The 18747-nt window shown below is 72.9% G+C and carries 13 protein-coding genes and 1 pseudogene; 3 read left to right on the top strand and 11 right to left on the bottom strand.

Features of this window, described 5'->3' with window-relative positions:
• Positions 1 to 897, bottom strand: a pseudogene (locus tag JWP64_RS17920) (hydrolase); the annotation flags it as partial.
• Positions 898 to 1190: 293 nt separating this feature from the next.
• Here JWP64_RS17920 and JWP64_RS17915 point away from each other — a divergent pair.
• Both JWP64_RS17915 and JWP64_RS17910 read left to right on the top strand, forming a co-directional pair.
• Entirely contained in the window at positions 1191 to 2657 is a 1467-nt protein-coding gene (locus JWP64_RS17915) for a flagellar basal body protein FliL (protein ID WP_297498449.1), read from the top strand.
• Positions 2658 to 2890: 233 nt separating this feature from the next.
• Positions 2891 to 5722 (top strand): aconitate hydratase, encoded by a 2832-nt coding sequence (locus JWP64_RS17910; RefSeq protein WP_297498447.1) that lies wholly within the window; start codon positions 2891 to 2893, stop codon positions 5720 to 5722.
• A gap of 974 nt (positions 5723 to 6696) precedes the next feature.
• On the opposite strand, the gene JWP64_RS17905 is transcribed toward JWP64_RS17910, so the two are convergent.
• The 10 genes from JWP64_RS17905 to egtA form a co-directional block, all read right to left on the bottom strand.
• Complete coding sequence (locus JWP64_RS17905) at positions 6697 to 8058, bottom strand: glycogen debranching protein (protein WP_297498445.1); 1362 nt, start codon at positions 8056 to 8058, stop codon at positions 6697 to 6699.
• Positions 8059 to 8433: 375 nt separating this feature from the next.
• Positions 8434 to 9531 (bottom strand): ABC transporter ATP-binding protein, encoded by a 1098-nt coding sequence (locus JWP64_RS17900; RefSeq protein WP_297498443.1) that lies wholly within the window; start codon positions 9529 to 9531, stop codon positions 8434 to 8436.
• Between the two features lie 11 nt (positions 9532 to 9542).
• Positions 9543 to 10340 (bottom strand): carbohydrate ABC transporter permease, encoded by a 798-nt coding sequence (locus tag JWP64_RS17895; protein ID WP_297498439.1) that lies wholly within the window; start codon positions 10338 to 10340, stop codon positions 9543 to 9545.
• The gene (locus tag JWP64_RS17890; RefSeq protein ID WP_297498437.1) at positions 10340 to 11251 is read right to left on the bottom strand and encodes a sugar ABC transporter permease; all 912 of its coding nucleotides are present in this window, start codon (positions 11249 to 11251) and stop codon (positions 10340 to 10342) included. Before JWP64_RS17890 ends, JWP64_RS17895 begins: the two co-directional genes overlap by 1 nt.
• On the bottom strand, positions 11244 to 12596 hold the full coding sequence (locus tag JWP64_RS17885; RefSeq protein WP_297498435.1) for an ABC transporter substrate-binding protein: 1353 nt from the start codon (positions 12594 to 12596) through the stop codon (positions 11244 to 11246). The genes JWP64_RS17890 and JWP64_RS17885 overlap by 8 nt, the downstream gene beginning before the upstream one ends.
• 100 nt (positions 12597 to 12696) lie before the next feature.
• Positions 12697 to 13161, bottom strand: coding sequence for a cupin domain-containing protein (locus JWP64_RS17880; protein ID WP_297498433.1), 465 nt, complete (start codon positions 13159 to 13161; stop codon positions 12697 to 12699).
• Positions 13162 to 13223: 62 nt separating this feature from the next.
• Positions 13224 to 14231 (bottom strand): L-histidine N(alpha)-methyltransferase, encoded by a 1008-nt coding sequence (gene egtD, locus JWP64_RS17875; RefSeq protein ID WP_297498430.1) that lies wholly within the window; start codon positions 14229 to 14231, stop codon positions 13224 to 13226.
• A complete protein-coding gene (gene egtC / locus JWP64_RS17870) occupies positions 14228 to 15097 on the bottom strand; it encodes an ergothioneine biosynthesis protein EgtC (RefSeq protein ID WP_297498427.1) in 870 nt (289 codons plus the stop codon). The genes egtD and egtC overlap by 4 nt, the downstream gene beginning before the upstream one ends.
• A gap of 6 nt (positions 15098 to 15103) precedes the next feature.
• Positions 15104 to 16507 (bottom strand): ergothioneine biosynthesis protein EgtB, encoded by a 1404-nt coding sequence (gene egtB / locus JWP64_RS17865; RefSeq protein WP_297498424.1) that lies wholly within the window; start codon positions 16505 to 16507, stop codon positions 15104 to 15106.
• Positions 16504 to 18006 (bottom strand): ergothioneine biosynthesis glutamate--cysteine ligase EgtA, encoded by a 1503-nt coding sequence (gene egtA / locus JWP64_RS17860; protein ID WP_297498420.1) that lies wholly within the window; start codon positions 18004 to 18006, stop codon positions 16504 to 16506. The genes egtB and egtA overlap by 4 nt, the downstream gene beginning before the upstream one ends.
• A gap of 96 nt (positions 18007 to 18102) precedes the next feature.
• Between egtA and JWP64_RS17855 the strand changes: the two genes are divergently transcribed.
• Positions 18103 to 18714, top strand: a complete 612-nt coding sequence (locus JWP64_RS17855; RefSeq protein ID WP_297498418.1) for a TetR/AcrR family transcriptional regulator — start codon at positions 18103 to 18105, stop codon at positions 18712 to 18714.
• Positions 18715 to 18747: the final 33 nt, after the last annotated feature.

The raw sequence follows: 18747 nt of genomic DNA, 5'->3' as shown, positions 1-18747 counted from the left end.
GGGCGCGGGCTGGGCGGCCCGGGCGCGGGCCGCCGCGGCCTCGGCGCGCTGCCGCTCGGCCTCGAGGCGGGCCTGCTCGGCCTGCCAGAAGTCGAAGCGCTGCCGCTGGGTCCGCAGGCCCGCGTCCGCGTTCTCGGCGGCGTCGAGGCGGCGCTGCACGTCGGTCTGCTCGGCGAGGACCTGCGAGAGCCGCTGCGCCTGGGCGTCGGACGCGCTCTGCGCGGACGCGAGGGCCTGGTCCGCGGCCGTCTTCGCCTCCGCGGCGGCCTGCTGCCGCTGCTCGGCCTCGTCCTGTGCCTGCCGGGCCGTCGAGTCCGCGTTGGCCTTGTCCACCCGGGCCCGCTCCAGGGCGTCCAGCGCGGTGGCCTGCTGCTGCGCGACGGCGTCGGTCATCTGGGCGCGGTCGATCAGGTCCTCGGGGCCCGACGCGCTGGTGAGCAGGCCGATCGGGCCGAGGTCGAGGCCCTGTTGGTAGGTGTTCGCCACGACGTCGTCGAGCCGGGTGCGGGCGGCGTCGATCGCCGAGCCGGCGGCCTGGGTCTCGATCCGGGCCTGGTCCGCGCGGTCCGCAGCGTCCTCGGCCGCGGCCTGCGCCGTGGTGAAGACGTCCTGCGCCTGGTTCGCGGACTCGTGCTGCTCGGCCACCTGGATCTGCAGGTCCTCGGCCTCGGCCTGCAGCACCGAGAGCCGGTCCGTCAGCTGCGCGACCTCCGCCGCGCGGCCGGAGACGGCGTCGCCGCTGCTCTGCAGCTGCTCGTCGCTGGGGTTGGGCGGCGGGGTCGGCGACGGGGGCGCGGCGATCGCCGTCCCGGTCCCGACGGCGCCCCCGGTGCCCGTCAGCAGCGCGACGAGCAGGAGCAGTACGACGACCCGTGCCGAGCCCGCTGGCCGCACCACTCCCCCGTCCCGCGCCGCAGGGCCGGCGCACTCCTCGATCCGTTCGTGTCGATCACGCCCCGACGGCCTGGACTCTCCCACCATCACCCCACAAAACCCGGTAGCCACACGCACCCGCGTGCGCAACTTCCACCACATGGTGGACACGAGGCTGGAGGTACCCGAAGCTGTGACGTGCTCCGAACGGGCTAGGTCGGCTACGTACTTCCACTCCTGTGCGGACGGTCCCGCATCCGGGAAGCTGCATGCCTGCGCGGCCGTTCGGCACGCGCGCCAGGACAGGAGAGAAGACCATGGCCGACGACGGGACCGGACCCGGTCCCCAGCAGGACCCGCGCCGGTGGGCACCCCAGGGCCAGGGCCCTGTCCGGGCCGGCCAGGGTCACGACCCGCAGCAGGGCTACCGGCCCCCGGCCGGGCAGGGCTACGGCCCGCCCCCCGGACAGCAGGGTTACGGCCAGCAGGGCTACGCGCAGCAGGCTCCCGGGCAGTCGGGCCCGCAGTACGGCTGGGACCCGTCCGGTGGCTACCCGCCCCCGCCGGGCGGCCCGACGCAGACCGGGCAGCCACGCCGCAGGCGCTGGCCGCTGATCACGGCGATCGTCGCCGTCCTCGTCCTGCTGGCCGGTGGCGGGACCGCCTGGTACCTGCTCGGCAACGCCGGCGGGGCCGGCTCACCGAACGACGCCGTCACCTCGCTCGCCGCGGATCTCGAGGCGAAGAACTACCTGAAGGCCTACAGCCGGATCAACCCCACCGAGGCCGAGCTGCTCGCAGACATGGGCGACATGCTCACCACCGAACTGCAGCGCCTGGACGTCCTCAGGCCGGACGCCTCCGCACAGGCCGGGCTGGACTCGGCGACGGTCACCGGCCTGAGATTCGACGAGACCGGCCAGGAGAACGTCCGGGACAACGTCGCGATCACCAAGCTCGTCGCCGGGACGATCACCACGAACCAGGACCCGAACACCCTGCCGTTCACGGACTCGTTCAAGGCCAGGGCGTTCCCGAACGGCATCCCGACCGGCGGCCCGACGACGATCGACATCGCCCAGGAGGTCGCGCAGCAGGGCGAGCCGATCCGCGTGGCGACCGTGAAGGTCGACGGCGAGTGGTACGTCAGCGGCTTCTACACGCTCGCGGACTACGCCCTGAAGGACGCCGGCACCCCCTGGCCGACGACCTCGATCGGCGCCGCCGGCGCGGGGACCGCGCAGGATGCCCTGCGCGAGGCGCTGCAGGCGGGCTTCGACTCGAACGTCCAGCGCCTGGTCGAGCTGTCCTCGCCCACCGAGATGGCCGTGCTGCACGACGCCGGGCCCGCGCTCGTCGACGCGGCCCGGGGCGGCACCCCCAGCGGGCTGCGGATCGTCGACCTGCAGACGACGCAGGAGGACGTCCGGGGCTCCACCGGGCTCGGCCTGCGCAGCGCCGTCGTCGAACAGGACGGGCAGCGGATAACGATCACCCGCGACGGGGACTGCGTGTCGGTCGGCGGTGTCGAGGGCTCGCCCGCGACCCCGTTCTGCGCCAACGACCTCGCGGGCAACCTCGACTCGCAGATCGGCAACGACCCGACGCTCACCCGGCTCGTGCCGAAGCTGGTCACGGCCGCCCTGGACGTCAAGGTCGTGATGGCGCAGGAGGACGGCGCCTGGTTCGTCAGCCCCGGCAGGACGCTGGTCGGGGTGTACGGGGACCTGCTCGGCGCCCTGGCGCCCGAGGACGTCGCCGCGCTGGTCGAGGCGGGCCGCTGACCGTCCCGCGTTGCTCGGACCGCGGCGGCGGGTGCTCCGAGCACCCGCCGCCGCGGCCTCGACCGGGCCTCCTCCGGAACCCGGCGTGACCTGGCCCCCTCCGCTCGACTCCGAAATAGGACAGGCGTACTGTTTGGCCTGAGAGGGGCCGCGCTGCCTCGTCGCACGAGGTGCGCGAGACTCCGCGAAGAACCGAAGAGACGCCCCCACCACGCCAGGAGGAGAGAGCCAACGTGGCCACAACCGACAGCTTCGGAGCCAGGGGAACACTCGGCGTCGGTGACAACTCCTACGAGATCTTCCGGCTGTCCGCCGTCGAGGGCTCGGAGAAGTTGCCGTACAGCCTGAAGGTCCTGCTCGAGAACCTGCTGCGGACCGAGGACGGCGCGAACGTCACCGCGGACCACATCCGCGCGATCGCCGCCTGGGACCCGACGGCGGAGCCGGACACCGAGATCCAGTTCACCCCGGCCCGGGTGATCATGCAGGACTTCACCGGTGTCCCCTGCGTCGTCGACCTCGCCACCATGCGCGAGGCCGTGACCGAGATGGGCGGGGACCCGTCGAAGGTCAACCCGCTCGCCCCCGCCGAGCTGGTCATCGACCACTCGGTGATCATCGACGTCTTCGGCACCCCGGACGCCTTCGAGCGCAACGTGGAGTTCGAGTACGGCCGCAACAAGGAGCGCTACCAGTTCCTCCGCTGGGGCCAGGGCGCGTTCGACGAGTTCAAGGTCGTCCCGCCGGGCACCGGCATCGTGCACCAGGTCAACATCGAGCACCTGGCCCGCACGGTCATGGCCCGCAACGGCCAGGCCTACCCGGACACCCTGGTCGGCACGGACAGCCACACCACGATGGTCAACGGGCTGGGCGTGCTGGGCTGGGGCGTCGGCGGCATCGAGGCCGAGGCCGCCATGCTCGGCCAGCCCGTGTCGATGCTGATCCCCAAGGTCGTCGGCTTCAAGCTGACCGGCGAGATCCCGGCCGGCGCGACCGCCACCGACGTCGTGCTGACGATCACCGAGATGCTCCGCAAGCAGGGCGTCGTCGGCAAGTTCGTCGAGTTCTACGGCGAGGGCGTCGGCGCGGTGCCGCTGGCCAACCGCGCCACGATCGGCAACATGAGCCCCGAGTTCGGCTCCACCGCGGCGATCTTCCCGATCGACGAGGAGACCGTCCGGTACCTCACGCTGACCGGCCGCTCGCCGGAGCAGATCGCGCTGGTCGAGGCCTACGCCAAGGAGCAGGGCCTCTGGCACGACCCGTCGAAGGAGCCGGTGTTCTCCGAGACGCTCGAGCTGGACCTGTCGACGGTCGTCCCGTCGATCGCCGGCCCGAAGCGCCCGCAGGACCGCATCCCGCTCTCGCAGTCCAAGGAGGCGTTCCGGTCGGCGCTCGGCGACTACGCGAGCGCCCCGGACCAGACCGACCCCGACGACGCCGCGAGGTCCGGCTCCACCGTCGACGAGGCCGTCGAGGAGACCTTCCCGGCCAGCGACCCGGCCTCGCCCAGCGCTCACGGCAACGGCGACGCCGGCAAGCCCCGGGCGCCGATCTCCGCGGCGTCCGGCGCCCACGGCCGCACCAGCAAGCCGACCCCGGTCACGCTCGGCGGCAACACCTTCGAGATCGACCACGGCGCCGTCGTGATCGCCTCGATCACCTCGTGCACCAACACCTCGAACCCGTCGGTCATGCTCGGTGCGGCCCTGCTGGCCAAGAACGCCGTGGACAAGGGCCTCGCGGTCAAGCCGTGGGTCAAGACGTCGATGGCACCGGGCTCGCAGGTCGTCACGGACTACTACGAGAAGGCCGGCCTCTGGCCCTACCTCGAGAAGCTCGGCTACCACCTGGTGGGCTACGGCTGCACCACCTGCATCGGCAACTCGGGCCCGCTGCCCGAGGCGGTCTCGGCCGCGGTGAACGAGGCGGACCTCGCGGTCGTCTCGGTGCTGTCCGGCAACCGCAACTTCGAGGGCCGGATCAACCCGGACGTCAAGATGAACTACCTGGCGTCCCCGCCGCTGGTCATCGCCTATGCGCTGGCCGGGACGATGGACTTCGACTTCGAGGCCCAGCCGCTGGGGCAGGACCCCGAGGGCAACGACGTCTTCCTCGCCGACCTCTGGCCGTCGGCCAAGGACGTCCAGGACGTGATCGACACCTCGATCACGAAGGAGATGTTCACCAAGGACTACGCGGACGTCTTCGCCGGTGACGAGCGCTGGAAGTCCCTGCCGACGCCCGAGGGCAAGACCTTCGAGTGGGACGAGCAGTCCACCTACGTCCGCAAGCCCCCGTACTTCGAGGGCATGGCGGACGAGCCGGCACCGGTCGAGGACATCACCGGCGCCCGGGTACTGGCCCTGCTCGGCGACTCGGTCACCACGGACCACATCTCCCCCGCCGGCGCGATCAAGGCCGGTACCCCGGCCGCGCAGTACCTCGACGAGCACGGCGTGGACAAGAAGGACTACAACTCCTTCGGCTCGCGCCGCGGCAACCACGAGGTGATGATCCGCGGCACGTTCGCGAACATCCGGCTCAAGAACCAGCTGCTCGACGGCGTGTCCGGCGGCTACACCCGGGACTTCACCCAGGACGACGCGCCACAGGCCTTCATCTACGACGCCGCGCAGAACTACGCGGCCGCCGGCACCCCGCTGGTGGTGCTGGGCGGCAAGGAGTACGGCTCGGGCTCGTCGCGCGACTGGGCGGCCAAGGGCACCGCGCTGCTGGGCGTCAAGGCCGTCATCGTCGAGTCGTTCGAGCGCATCCACCGCTCGAACCTGATCGGCATGGGCGTCATCCCGCTGCAGTTCCCGCAGGGCGAGTCGGCGACGTCCCTCGGCCTCGACGGCACGGAGACCTTCGACATCGCGGGCGTTACCGCGCTGAACGACGGCTCCACCCCGCGGACCGTCAAGGTCACCGCGACCAAGTCGGACGGCAACACCGTGGAGTTCGACGCGGTCGTCCGGATCGACACCCCCGGCGAGGCGGACTACTACCGCAACGGCGGCATCCTGCAGTACGTGCTGCGGGGCATGCTCCGCAGCTGACGCACCAGCTCCTGCCGACGGCGGGCGTCCCGGACCTCCGGGGCGCCCGCCGTCGGCGTTCGTGGGCTGCCCTACCGCACCACCCCACGCCCGCTGGACGAGCTCCGCGAGGTCGCCGGCGGGGGCGTCCGTCCCCGAGCTGGCCCGAGAACGAGCCCAGGAACAGCGGGGCGCGCGCGTCGCGGCCGCTGTTCGCTGCGCGCGACCGTCCGGGCCAGAGATCGCCGCCGAGCTGGCGCCGGTGCGGTCCAGCGATCCTGGTCGTCTGCGGCGGCGAGGCGGTCCCGTGGCGCTCCTCTCCCGGCGGGCGGCTGCCCCGGCCTCGGCCGGCGTCGTTTGCTTCTGGTCCGGTCGGTCTGTCGATGTCATCGAAAGACCGACCTTTCGAAGGCGTCAATGTTTCATTGACATATTGGGAAGGGCAGGTTCGGGCGGAGAGATTCGGGCGCCGGAGCCGGCCCTGATCACCGTTTGCGGTACGAAGTGGCCGTCGGTGGCCGCCTTGTACCGCAGGCCGCGATCAGCTGGGGTCTGATCACCGTTTCCGGCCCCATTCCGGCCACCCTTGGACGGTGCAGGGTCACGTTCGATGATCAGCCCGGTGGCCACCCCAGGTGCGCCGCGCCACCTGGGCCCGCGTCGCGCCGACTGTTCCGGCGCCCCGCCGTTCGACCGTCGCGAGGCCGGCCTGAGGCTCCCCTCCGCGCCGGGGCTCGCCGGCCGGCCTGCCACGGGCTCGGGTCTCCCCCGGCTCGACACTCGCGACGGCCGATCCCGTCATCGACTCATCGACGATTCGGTAGCGTCAATGAAACGTTGACAGAATGGATAGCCGCCTCGCCCACGGTCCGGCTCCGGCGCGTGGGCCACGACGACGAACGCCGGGCCATCCGGGGCCCGGCGTTCCTGTTCTCCTAGGTCAGCGGGGGTTGTGCGTGGCGATTCGTGTTCTGGCGAGGATCGCCGCGCACAGGTCAGGAGGCCAGCCAGTCCAGGGCGACCGCGGCGGTCCAGGACTGCATGGCCGAGCCCAGGGGCTCACCGGTCATCGGGTCGAAGTACTCCGCGAAGCCGACGGTCCGCAGCGCGTCCAGGGACACGGTCCGCAGCTCCTCGGCCCGCTCGACGTCTCCCCCGTCGCGCAGGCCCTGCCAGTACAGCCAGTTCACGATCGGCCAGACCGGGCCCCGCCAGTAGTTGCGGGGGTCGAACACCTCCGACTCCGGGCTGGTGCTCGGCAGCATCCGCCAGCGCAGGTCGGGGTGCCCCGCGAACGCCGGCGAGTCGAACAAGGCCAACGACGTGGCGCGCTGCCCGGCGTCGAACCCGCCGTCGATCAGCGGGGACATCCCGGCGAAGGTCGCCGTCTCGATCGGCGCGCCGGTCGTCATGTCCAGGTCGTAGGTCATGCCGCTGCTCGCGTCGACCGTGGACGCGATGCCCTTGCGGCCCCGGTCGCGCCAGAGGTCGATCAGGGCCTTGTCCTCGTCCGACGCGCCGACGAACTCCGCGATCTCCCGCAGCGCCGTGTTCGCCGTGACCAGAACGGCCGTCAGGAAGACGTCCTTGACCAGGAACGGGTAGTGGAGGTGGATCTCGACGTCGTCGTAACGGTGACGCTTGAGCAGCTCGAGCAGCCACAGGAAGCGGTCGTAGTGCTCGTTCGTGGGCCGCTGGCCGGCGTCGGCGACGTGCTGGACGTCGCGGCGGGTGTACGGCGGGACCGCGCCGACCTCGAGCCGGGCGAGCACGGCGTCCCAGCGCGGGGAGTTGTCGATGCCCTCCCACGGGTGATAGGTCGTGACCAGGCCGGTGCCGTCCGGGTCCCGGTTCTCCGCGAGGTAGCGGTGCCAGGCGAGGAGCTTCGGGAACAGGTCGACGAGCTGGGCGCGCACGTCCGCCAGCTCCGCGCCGCCGAGCTCCCGGGCGACCTCGAGGATCCGCCGCACCGCGATCGCGTGCACGGGAGGCTGGCAGAGACCGCTGGTCTCGGCGATGCCGATCGGCGCCTCGGGCGAGAGCTCGCACGCCCAGCGGGCGGGGTCCGGGAAGTAGGACTCCGGCCCGGCGTCCGGGTTGAACACGATCTGCGGGACCATCCCGTTGCGCCACTGCGCCTCGAACAGGCGCTGCTGCTCGGTCATCGCCCGGCACACGTCCACCTGCGCCCACCCGATCGCGACGAACGCGCTGTCCCAGCTCCACTGGTGCGGGTAGAGCAGGGGGGCGGCCTTGGTCCAGCCGCCCATGTCGTTCATGCGGAGGACGTCGGCCGCGTGCTCAGCGAGCGCGGTGTCGGTGAGGGCGGCGCCGTAGGCCGCTCCGTGGCGCTCCACTGCCGGCGCGGAGACCGACCGGGAAGCTGTCGCGGGGATCGGGCGATGGTCGGTTTCCGAGCTCGTGCTCACGGGGAGAAGCTCATCCTTTCGCGCTTCGCAGCGCAATCAATGTACTCAAGGTACTTAACTTGACAGTAACAACAGTTGCCGGGCACATCAATGCCTGCTGTCGGTGAAATCGGGATCGGTTCAGCGGCGTTACCGGAATCGGATCACACCATCGCGCACCGGTCGGTCGAGAACCGGTCACCCCTCGGGAGACGCCCGAGGTCGGGGGCGCATCGCCGCCCGCTCGCCCGCTCACCGATGCGGACGCCTCGGTTCGTGTACCCGGACGACGGCCCGGTATCGGTGTCGGCAGCGCGACGGCGGTCACACGGCGCTGGTTGCGCGCTCCGCGGTGAGCTCGCGCTCGTCCTCGGCGGAGAACCACCGGACCTTGTCGTCCGCGACGGTCATCCAGAGCCGCTGGTCGTCGGCCGCCGGGAAGTCGTTCGGCGTCAGCAGCTTCAAGATCTCCGAGCCCACCGCCACGGTGACGAGCAGCTGCGACCCCAGCGGCTCGACGACGCGAACGCGCACCAGCATCGCGTCCGGCACCTCGGTCGTCGATGCGGCCAGGTTCTCGGCCCGGATCCCGGCCAGCACCGTGTCTCCGGAGACCCAGTCCGGGACCCGGATCGCGTGCTCGCCGAGGTGTCCCACGGCCCGGCCGGCGTCGCGGGAGATCGTCACGGGCAGAAAGTTCATCGGCGGCGTCCCGATGAACCCGCCGACGAACCGCGTCGCGGGCCGGTCGTAGACCTCCATCGGCGTCCCGCACTGCACGATCTCGCCGTCCCGCATGACGGCGATCCGGTCCCCCAGGCTCAGCGCCTCGACCTGGTCGTGCGTCACGTAGACGATCGTCGTGTTCAGCTCCTTGGCCAGCCGCTTCAGGTCCGAACGGAAGGTCAGCCGCAGCAGGGCGTCCAGGTTGGACAACGGTTCGTCCATCAGCAGCACGGACGGCCGGACGGCGATGGCGCGGGCCACGGCGACCCGCTGGCGCTGCCCGCCGGACAGCGCCGACGGGTAGCGCTCCAGCACGTCGTCGAGCTGCACGAGGCCCGCCGCCTCGCGGACCCGGGCGTCGATCTCCGCCCTCGGCTCGTGCCGCATGCTGAGCCCGAAACCGATGTTGTCGTACACCGTGAGGTGCGGGAACACGGCGTAGCCCTGGAAGACCATGGCCAGGTCCCGCTGCCGGGGCGCGGACCCGGTGACGTCGCGGTCGCCGAGCCGGATGGTGCCGGCGTCCGGGTGCTCCAGGCCGGCGATCGCGCGCAGCAGGGTCGTCTTGCCGCAGCCGGACGGTCCGAGGAGCACGAAGAACTCGCCGTCGGCGACGGTGAGGGACACGTCGCGGACGGCCGGTGCGGCCCCACGCGTGTAGGTCTTCGTGATGCCGATCAGCCCGATGTCGGACAACTCGTCCCCTCTCAGCGCAGGGTCGGGCGTCCGCCGACGCCGAGGATCTGCTTGCGGATCAGCAGGATGAACAGGAACGCCGGGGCCAGCAGGAACAGCGCACCCGCGTAGCGGAACGGCAGCGGGGCCTGGGTGAGCCCGCTGAGCACGAACACCGGCAGCGTCGGCTCCTGCAGGGTGAGGATCGAGGCGGCGAAGACCTCGTTGTAGCTCAGCAGCACCGCGAACGTGGCCGCGCCGGCGATGCCCGGGGCCGCGATCGGCACCACGACGCGGCGGAACGCGGTGAACCGGCTGCAGCCGAACACCTGCGCGGCCTCCTCCAGATCCACCGGCACCCCGGCGAACACCGTGCTCACCATCAGCACGACGAACGGCAGCGCCAGCGCGGTGTGCATGAACGCGACGCCCCACACCGAGTCGTAGACGCCCCACTGCAGGAAGAACACGGCCAGCGGGATCGAGAGCACGACGACCGGGAACGCCCGCGTCGAAAGAATCGTGAGCCGGTAGGCGTCCGCCCCGCGGAAGACGTGGCGCGCGACCGCGTACCCGGCGGGCGCCGCCAGCAGCATCGTCAGCACCCCGGTGATCACCGCGACGAGCACGCTGGAGAGCAGGGCCTGCGGTACCCCGGCGGAGGTGACGAAGAACGTCATCGTCTCCAGCGACCAGTCCGGCACGGGTGGGCGCGGGTAGTCGTAGATCCGGGCGACGCTGCTGAAGGCGCCGACGACCACGAACCAGATCGGCACCAGGATCCAGCCCGCCAGCAGCGCGGCGGCGGCGTAGCCGAGGACCCTGCGCATCACTCGCCCCGCTCGCGGCGGATGGGCAGGGACACCAGGATCACCGCGACCGCCGCCAGCGAGACGACCAGGATCACCAGCCCGTACGCCGAGGCCAGGTGGGCGTCCTGGAACTCGGTGTAGGCCCGGTTGGCCTGGGTGGCGAGGACGTCCGTGCCGGTGCCCCCGAGCGCGACGACCGTGGCGAACACCTCGAACGCGAGCACGGTCCGGACGATCAGCGCGGTCCGGATCGTCGGGCGCAGCAGCGGGAGCAGGACGTGCCGCAGCTTCTGCCACGGCCCGGCGTGGAAGACCTCGGCGGCCTCCAGGTAGTCCCGCGGGATCGCCCGCATCCCGCTGACCAGGATGATCAGGATCAACGACGTCGAGCGCCAGGCCTCGGCGAGCACGATGGTGGCCACGACGCGGACCGGGTCCCGGTAGTCCAGCCAGATCACCGGGGTGTCGATGATCCCGAGCCCCTGCAGCACGGTGTTCAGCCAGCCCTGCTCCACGAAGATCGAGTACCAGGCGATGCCGGCGCCGAGCTCGCTGACCCCCAGCGGGAGCAGGAAGACGTAGAGCCAGAACCCGGAGCCGCGGAGCCTGGCGTTCACCACCAGGCCCATGCCCAGGGCCAGCGCGAACTGCACCGGCAGCAGCACGACGAGGAGCAGCAGCGTCGTCAGGACCGACGGCCAGAACCGGTCGTCGCCGAGCATCGCGCGGATCGACTCGAGGCCGAACCGGCCGGTGGTGCCGGTGAACGCGAGGCCGAACGCCTGCAGCATCGGGGAGGCGAAGAAGACCGCCAGGTAGACGATCGAGGGTGCGAGCAGCAGGTACGGGACCCAGCGCCGGAGCCGGGGCACCGCGGCCGGGGTCTCGCCGGTCGTGGTCGCCGACCGGGAGAGGGTCTGCTCAGCCAACGCGGCACACCCCCTCGCCGACGGGGTCGGGTCGCCAGCACCTGGCCCCGGCCTGGTCCAGCACGCCCTGCAGCGCGGCGCCCTGCGTGGCGAGGGTCGACGGGATGTCCCCGTCGCCGAGCACGATCTGCCGGAAGGTGTCCGTGAAGACCTTGTCGTAGGCGCCGCTCTGGTTGCCGAGCCCGACCGCGAGCGACGACGCCAGCGCGTCCGGCGCCGTGATCATTGCCTGGAGGGTGGCCGCCTCGGCCTCGATTCCCGGCGGCAGGCCGCCCAGCAGCCCGGCGAGATCCTGGGGCGGGAACCAGGCGACGGTGCGCAACGTCGTCGAGGCACGGGCGGGATCCGTGAGGTGGCGGATGAGCTCGATCGACGCGGTCGGGTCCGCGACCGACCTCGGCACCGAGAGCCCGCCGAGCACCGGCAGGTAGCCCCGGCCTCTCGGGCCGACCGGCGCGGGGAACGAGACGATGTCGTCCGGCCGGGCCTGGAGCGCGTCGACGAGCCGGACGGCGTGGTCCCATGCCACCCACACCTCCCCGGAGAGCAGCGGTTCCGCCATGTTGCCGTAGGTGACGGACTGCGGGTTCGCGGTGGCCCAGGCGGCGCGCAGCCACTGCCACATCGCGGCGGCGTCCGGGGAGCGGAAGGTGCTGTTCACGCCGCCCGTGAAGCTCGGGTAGGCGTAGCCCTGCAGGAAGCGCTTGAGCAGCCCGTCCGGGCCGGCCGGCAGGCCCAGCTCGGGGCTCCCGGTGGCCTGCTGCAGCGTCCGGGTCCAGCCGAGGAGCTGGTCGTAGGTGAGCCGCTGCACGTCGGCGCCGGGCGGCAGGTACTGCAGGGCGTCGGTCCGGGCCGCCATCAGGTAGCTCGCCTGGATCCAGGGGACGAAGGCGTAGCGCCCGTCCATCCGGGCGAGGTCCAGGTACTGCCGGGTGAAGCGCCTGCCCCCGGCGCCGGTCGCCAGCTCCTCGACGACGTCCGTCATGTCCCGGAGCAGGCCCTCGGCCCACAGGGTCGCGATCTCGCCCTGCAACGCCCCGACGACCTGCACGCTCGACGTCCCCGCCTTCGCGTCCGCGCGGAGCCGGTCGAACATCTTGGTGCTGGAGCTGTCCGTCACGTAGTCCACCGGAGTGCCGAACCCGGCGAGGATCTGCCGGCGCAGCGACTCGGCCTCCTCCGTGGTGGCGAGCTGTGTGGAGTAGAAGACGAGGCCGTCCGAGTCCTGGGAGCCCGGCGCGCCGGTGGTGTCCAGGGCGCAGGCCGAGAGCAGGCCCGCGGCCGCCGCGGCGGAACCCAGACGCAGCACATCCCGGCGGGACAGAACCCCGGAGTGCTGCACCACTGCGGTCCCCCTCCGCCGTGTACGCGGTGGACCGGCAAAGTAACCGGATCATGCCGAGGGTGCAGAGCGTGGCGCTCGGGCGCGTCGTGGACCCGTGCGGCTACGCGTGCAGCGGGTCGACCCAGGCGATCGTCTCGGGGTCCGTGACGCCCTCGATCTCCAGGTTGACGACGATCGGCTCCTGCCCGCTGCGGGTCAGGACGCACTCCAGCGGCTCGTCGTCGGAGGCGTTGATCTCCTGGTGGGGCACGTAGGGCGGGACGAAGATGAACCCGCCGGGGCCGGCCTCGGCCGTGTACTCCAGGTCGTCCCCCCACCTCATCCGGGCCAGCCCGCGGACGACGTAGATCACGCTCTCCAGCTCGCCGTGGTGGTGCGCACCGGTCCTCGCCCCGGCGTGGATGGTGACCGTGCCCGCCCAGAGCTTCTCGGACCCGACCCGCTCGTGGCTGATCGCCGCGGCCCGGTTCATGCCGGGGGTCTGGGCGGTGTTGGTGTCGAGGGAGTCGCCGGGGACGACGCGCACGCCGCCGGTACGCCAGTCGGAGTTCTCGTGGGAAGGCATGGCGAGGAGGTTAGGCGTTCCGGCGGCACGGGACCCGCCGCCGGACCGCCCTCCCGGCCCGGTCAGAGGGCGGTGGCCAGGCTCAGCCCGAAGCGCTCCTCGGGGTCCGACCAGAACTCCGACACCGCGAACCCGACCTCGCCGAGCATCTCCCGTACCCCGGCCGGGCGGAACTTCGCCGAGATCTCGGTGCGCATCTCCTCCCCCTCGGCGAACTCGACGGTCAGGTCCAGCGCGTCGACCCGGACCGTCATCGCGCGCTCGGCGCGCAGCCGCATCTCGATCCACTCGTTCCCCGCGTCCCAGAGCGCGACGTGGGCGAAGGCGGCGGGGTCGAAGTCCGCGCCGAGCTCGCGGTTCAGCACGTGCAGGACGTTGCGGTTGAACTCCGCGGTGACGCCCTGGGCGTCGTCGTAGGCGGCGACCACGGTCGCCGGGTCGATCACGAGGCCGATGCCGAGGAGCAGCTGCTCCCCCGGCTCGAGCACGTCCCGGACGAGCCGCAGGAACTGCTGGCGGTCCGCCGGGAGGAGGTTGCCGATCGTCCCGCCGAGGAAAGCGATCATGCGACGGCCGCCGCGGGGCAGCCGGTCCAGGTCACGGGTGAAGTCCCCGACGACCCCCTGCAGCTCGACGTCCGGGTACTCCCTCCCCAGGGCCTCGAGCGCGCCTTCCAGCGCCGCCTCGCTGACGTCCTGCGGGACGTAGCGGCGCAGCGTCCCCGCGCGGGCGAACGCGTCGAGGAGCAGCCGGGTCTTGGCCGACGAGCCGGACCCCAGCTCGACGATCGTGTCCGCGCCGGAGGCCTTGGCGATCGCGTCGACGGACTCCTCCAGCAGGGCCCGTTCGGTGCGGGTCGGGTAGTACTCGGGCAGCTCGGTGATCAGCTCGAACAGCTCGCTGCCCCGGGCGTCGTAGAACCACTTCGGGGGCAGCTCCTTGGGGGTGGCGGTGAGCCCGTGGAGGGCGTCCGCGCGCAGGGCCTCGTCGGCGTCCGCCTCGGTGCGGTGGACGTTCAGCCGGGCGGGTTCGGGAACGGTGCTCGTGGGGTCGGCGGCGGTGCGGTTCATCGTGCTCCCTGACGGTTCTCCTCCGGTACGCGTTCCGTCGGCCTCGGTGGCGACGGTGGCACCGGTGGAACGGGGTCGATCGGACGGAGCTCGTGACGACCCGGGCGGGCCACCACCAGGTGCCGGTCGGGCACCTGAATCCAGGCGGGGAGCGCATCGGGCGGTTCGGAGGCCACCGTGGCGGCGTCCGTGGTCGTGCGGACGGACAGCGCGTGGTGCCAGGCCGTGGCCCAGATCGTGGCGCCGTCCGTGAGCAGCAGGTTCAGCCGTGACCCCGGGGCGGCGGCCTCGACGGCGGCGCAGGTCCCGGCGAGCACGGCGGCCGGGTCGTCCCCGCGGCGCAGGCGGTGCCGGACCAGGGCCCAGAGCAGCGCTGCGTCCGTGGGGGCGTCGAGGGTCATCAGGTCCGTGGTGGGCAGGGCGGAGGCGAGGCCCGCGACCGAGCCGGGCCAGCCGCTGATCACACCGTTGTGGCTGAACAGCCAGCGGCCCTCGGCGAACGGCGCCGCCGCGGTCTCGGTCACGGGCATGCCGGTGGTCGCGGAGCGCACGGCGGCGAGCACGCCGGTGGAGCGGGTGACGGCGGCGAGCTGGGCGAAGGAGGGGTCCGCCCAGATCGGGGCGGCCGAGCGGTACCGGGCGGCGTCGGCGCGTCCCGAGCCGTCCCGCGCACCGGCGCCGTGCGGGTCTCCGGCGTCGCGCGCAGCGTCCGGGTACCAGCCCGCGCCGAAGCCGTCCGCGTTGACCGTGCCGCCCCCGCGCATGTCCGCGGGGGCGTACGCCTGGTGCAGCAGGCCGTGCGGGGGGTCCAGGATCAGTGAGGCGAGCGTGCGGGAGGGGCCGAGGTGGGCCAGGTGGCGGCACACGTCCGGTCAGATCACCCGCTCGGTGTCGCCGGGGGCGGCGTCCCGCGCACACCGGAACCCGGCGAAGATCTGCCGGCGGATCGGGTGGTCCCAGTTCCGGAACGTGGTCCGGATCGCGGACTCGTCCGTGCCGAACGACCCGCCGCGCAGGACCTTGTAGTCCCCACCGAAGAACACCTCGGAGTACTCCTCGTACGGGAACGCCTCGAAGCCCGGGTAGGGGTGCCACCCGGAGTCGCACCACTCCCACACGTCCCCGATCAGCTGCTCGACGCCCAGCGGCGACGCGCCTTCCGGGTACGCCCCGACCGCGGCCGGCCGCAGGTGCCGCTGGCCCAGGTTGGCGTGGCGGGGGGTTGGCTCCTCGTCCCCCCACGGGTAGCGGCGCGAGCGGCCGCTGGCGGGGTCGAACCGGGCGGCCTTCTCCCACTCGGCCTCGGTGGGCAGCCGCTTCCCCGCCCAGCGCGCGTACGCCGCGGCCTCGTGGAAGCAGACGTGCACGACGGGCTCGTCCGCCGGGACGCGCTCGACGACGCCGAACCGGCGCCGCCACCACTCCCCCGTGCCGCCGTCCCGCGCCCAGAACCGCGGCGCGACGAGGCCCTCCTCGCGGCGGTGGGCCCAGCCGGCCTCGCTCCACCAGTGCGCGTCCTCGTAGCCGCCCGCGGCGACGAACTCGGCGTACTCGCCGTTCGTCACCGGGTGGACGTCGATCCAGTAGGCGGGCAGCTCGACGGTGTGCGCGGGCCGCTCGTTGTCCAGCGCCCACGGTTCGCCCGAGGTGCCCTGGGTGAACGCACCGGCCGGCACCAGGACCTCGCGGGGCCCGGTGTGCGCGGCGAGCGGTGCGGGCGGGGCCTCCGCGTGCAGGACGGGTGCGCCGGTGCGGAGCTGGTGGGTGGCCAGCATGGTCTCGTCGTGCTGCTGCTCGTGCTGCACGATCATCCCGAACGCGAAGGCCTTGTGCTCCAGCCGGCGGCCGCGCAACGGGCTGCGGCTCAGCGCGTCCAGCGCCTTCTCCCGGACCTCCGCGACATAGGTGCGGGTGTCTGCCGGTCCGAGCAGCGGCAACCCGATGCGGCTGGCGCGGCTGTGCCGGAAGGCGTCGTAGAGGCCGTCGATCTCGGGGCGCAGCGGCTCCCGCCCGCCGACGTCCCGGACGAGCCAGAGCTCCTCCTGGCTGCCGATGTGCGCGAGGTCCCAGACCAGCGGGGACATCAGCGGCGAGTGCTGGGCGAGGAGGTCCGCCTCGTCCACCGCGTCGGTGAGCGTGGTGCTGCGGGCCCGGGACCGTTCGAGCAGTCCGGCGACGCGGGTGCGCAGGGCCTCGGGGCTGTCGGCGTGGCCGAGGCCGATCGCGGCGGCGGCACCGTCGGGCCCGGGGGCGGGGTCGTCGGATGTCCGGGTCATGGATGGACTCCCTGCGTCTGGTCGGAGGCGGTCCGGTCGGGGCACGCGCCGTCGGGTTCGAGGCCGCCGTGGTCCGTGCCCGGGGTGTCCCACGGTCCGGCCGGGCCGCGGTGACGCGCGGGCGGGACGCGGGTGAACAGACCCGGCGGGAACGGCACGGCGGCCGGGTCGAACGCGCCGGCACCCTCGCCGGGCAGCAGCTCGTCCGCCGGGCACCGTCCGGCCAGCACTCGCCGGTCCGTCGCGTCCGCCAGCAGGGCCCCCAGCTCGGCCGACGCCCCCGTGCGGGGGAGCTCGCGGAGGGCGAGGGCGAACACCTCCGCGGCGCCGCGGGCCAGCTCCGGATGCTCCAGGCCGTCCCGCGCGGCGCACACCCACAGGTCCCGCGTGGGCTCACAGATCTCCCGCACCCGGTCCACGGCCTCCGGCGACGACGTCACCGCGGCGAGCACCGCCACCGGGAGCATCCACTGGTCGCCGGCCTGGCCGTCGACGTAGCGGACCTCCAGGAAGCCGCGCGGCCGGATCGGCGGGAACAGCGTGGAGATGTGGTACTCGAGGTCCGCCACGGTCGGCGGCCGCGGCAGGGCCCCCTCGATCCAGTCCGCGAAGCTGACACCCACCGGCGTCTCCCACCGGTCCGACCCGCGGACGCACAGCACCGGCGTCGAGACGACGCGTTCGGCCCACTCGCGCGCCGGGTCCCCGCCGGCCGCGGGCGGCGGCGCGGTCCGAGCGGGGTCGAGGGAGAACCAGCTCGCCATCCGGGAGGACTTCCAGCCCGTGCGGCGTCCGTGCAGGACGGGCGAGTTGGCGAAGGCACCCACCAGGACCGGGCCGAGCGCGTGCAGGGCGGCCCATCGGCCGGCGACCGCGTGGGTCTCCCCCGCGTCGAGCGCGACCTGCACCGCCGACGTCGAGCACATGCCGCTGCGGCCGTGCGGGCCGAGCCGGTCGAACGCGCACTCCATCGCGGTGTAGCGCGGGAGCTGGAGGACCCGGCGGGGCGGCCGGTGCGGATCGGCGGCCCGGGGCTGCGGGTGGAGTCCCTGCGCGGCGAGGAGGCCGTGCAGGTGGCGGATGTCCTGCTGCACCGCGGCCGCGAGGGCGCCGAGGTCGGTGAGCGGGGAACTGGCGAGCTCCACCTGGCCACCGGGTTCGACGGTGACGGTGGAACCGGACGGGAGGGGTCGGGCCGGGGAGCCCGGGGAGAGCGAGGTGGGTGCGTGGGCGCCGAGAGCGGCAACCAGGTGATCGAGATCCACCGGGACGGTCGGATCGTCCGGCCGGTGGAGGATCCATTCGAGCTCGACGCCGAGCAGCCGCGGTGGCCCGTGCTTGAAGCACACGGACGCGACGTAGGCCTCGGCCTCGGCCCGGCGGGTGATCCGGACGTCGGGCAGCGGGATCCGCTCCTGTTCCGGAGAGGCGCCGGAACCCGTCCCGGCCTGCCGAGCGCCGAACGGGTGGGGTGCGACAAGCCCGGGGTCCTGTGCCACGGCGAAAACGCTACCCCCGGGTCTGGCCGCGCGCAGGTTTTTGCCGTTCGCCGTCTCGGACGCATAAGCAGAACGCGCGTACGGAATACTGGCGTCGTGCCCCGTGTCAGTACCGACCAGCTCGCCGCCCGCCGGCAGCACATCCTCGACGGTGCGCGCCGGTGCTTCGCCGCGTACGGGTACGAGGGCGCCACCGTCCGGCGGCTGGAGCAGAGCACAGGGCTGTCCCGCGGGGCCATCTTCCACTACTTCCGGGACAAGGACGCCCTGTTCCTCGCCCTGGCCGAGCAGGACGCCCGGCGGATGGCCGACGTCGTCGCCGAGCAGGGCCTGGTGCAGGTCATGCGCAACCTGCTCGCCACCGCCCGCGAGGGCGACGGCTCGGACGGCACCGCGGACCTCAGCTGGCTCGGCACCCGGCTGGAGGTCTCGCGCCGGCTGCGCACGGACCCGGACTTCCGCCAGGGCTGGCAGGCCCACTCCGCCGAGCTGGCCACCGCCACGGTCGGCCGCCTCGAGCGGCAGGCCGCGGCCGGGGCCCTGCGCGACGACGTCCCGGTCCCCGTGCTCGCCCGCTACCTGGACCTCGTGCTCGAGGGCCTGGTCTCGCACCTCGCGATGGGCCTGCCCGTCGACGCGCTCGACGGCGTGCTCGACGTGGTGGAGCAGAGCGTCCGGGCTCTCCCCCGGGCGACCAGGACCGCCTGAACTCCTCATGCCGGGCACGCTGCCACTGCCCCC

Source organism: Pseudonocardia sp. (assembly GCF_025465255.1).
Lineage (GTDB): Bacteria > Actinomycetota > Actinomycetes > Mycobacteriales > Pseudonocardiaceae > Pseudonocardia.
This window is presented reverse-complemented; position numbering and strand designations above follow the sequence as displayed.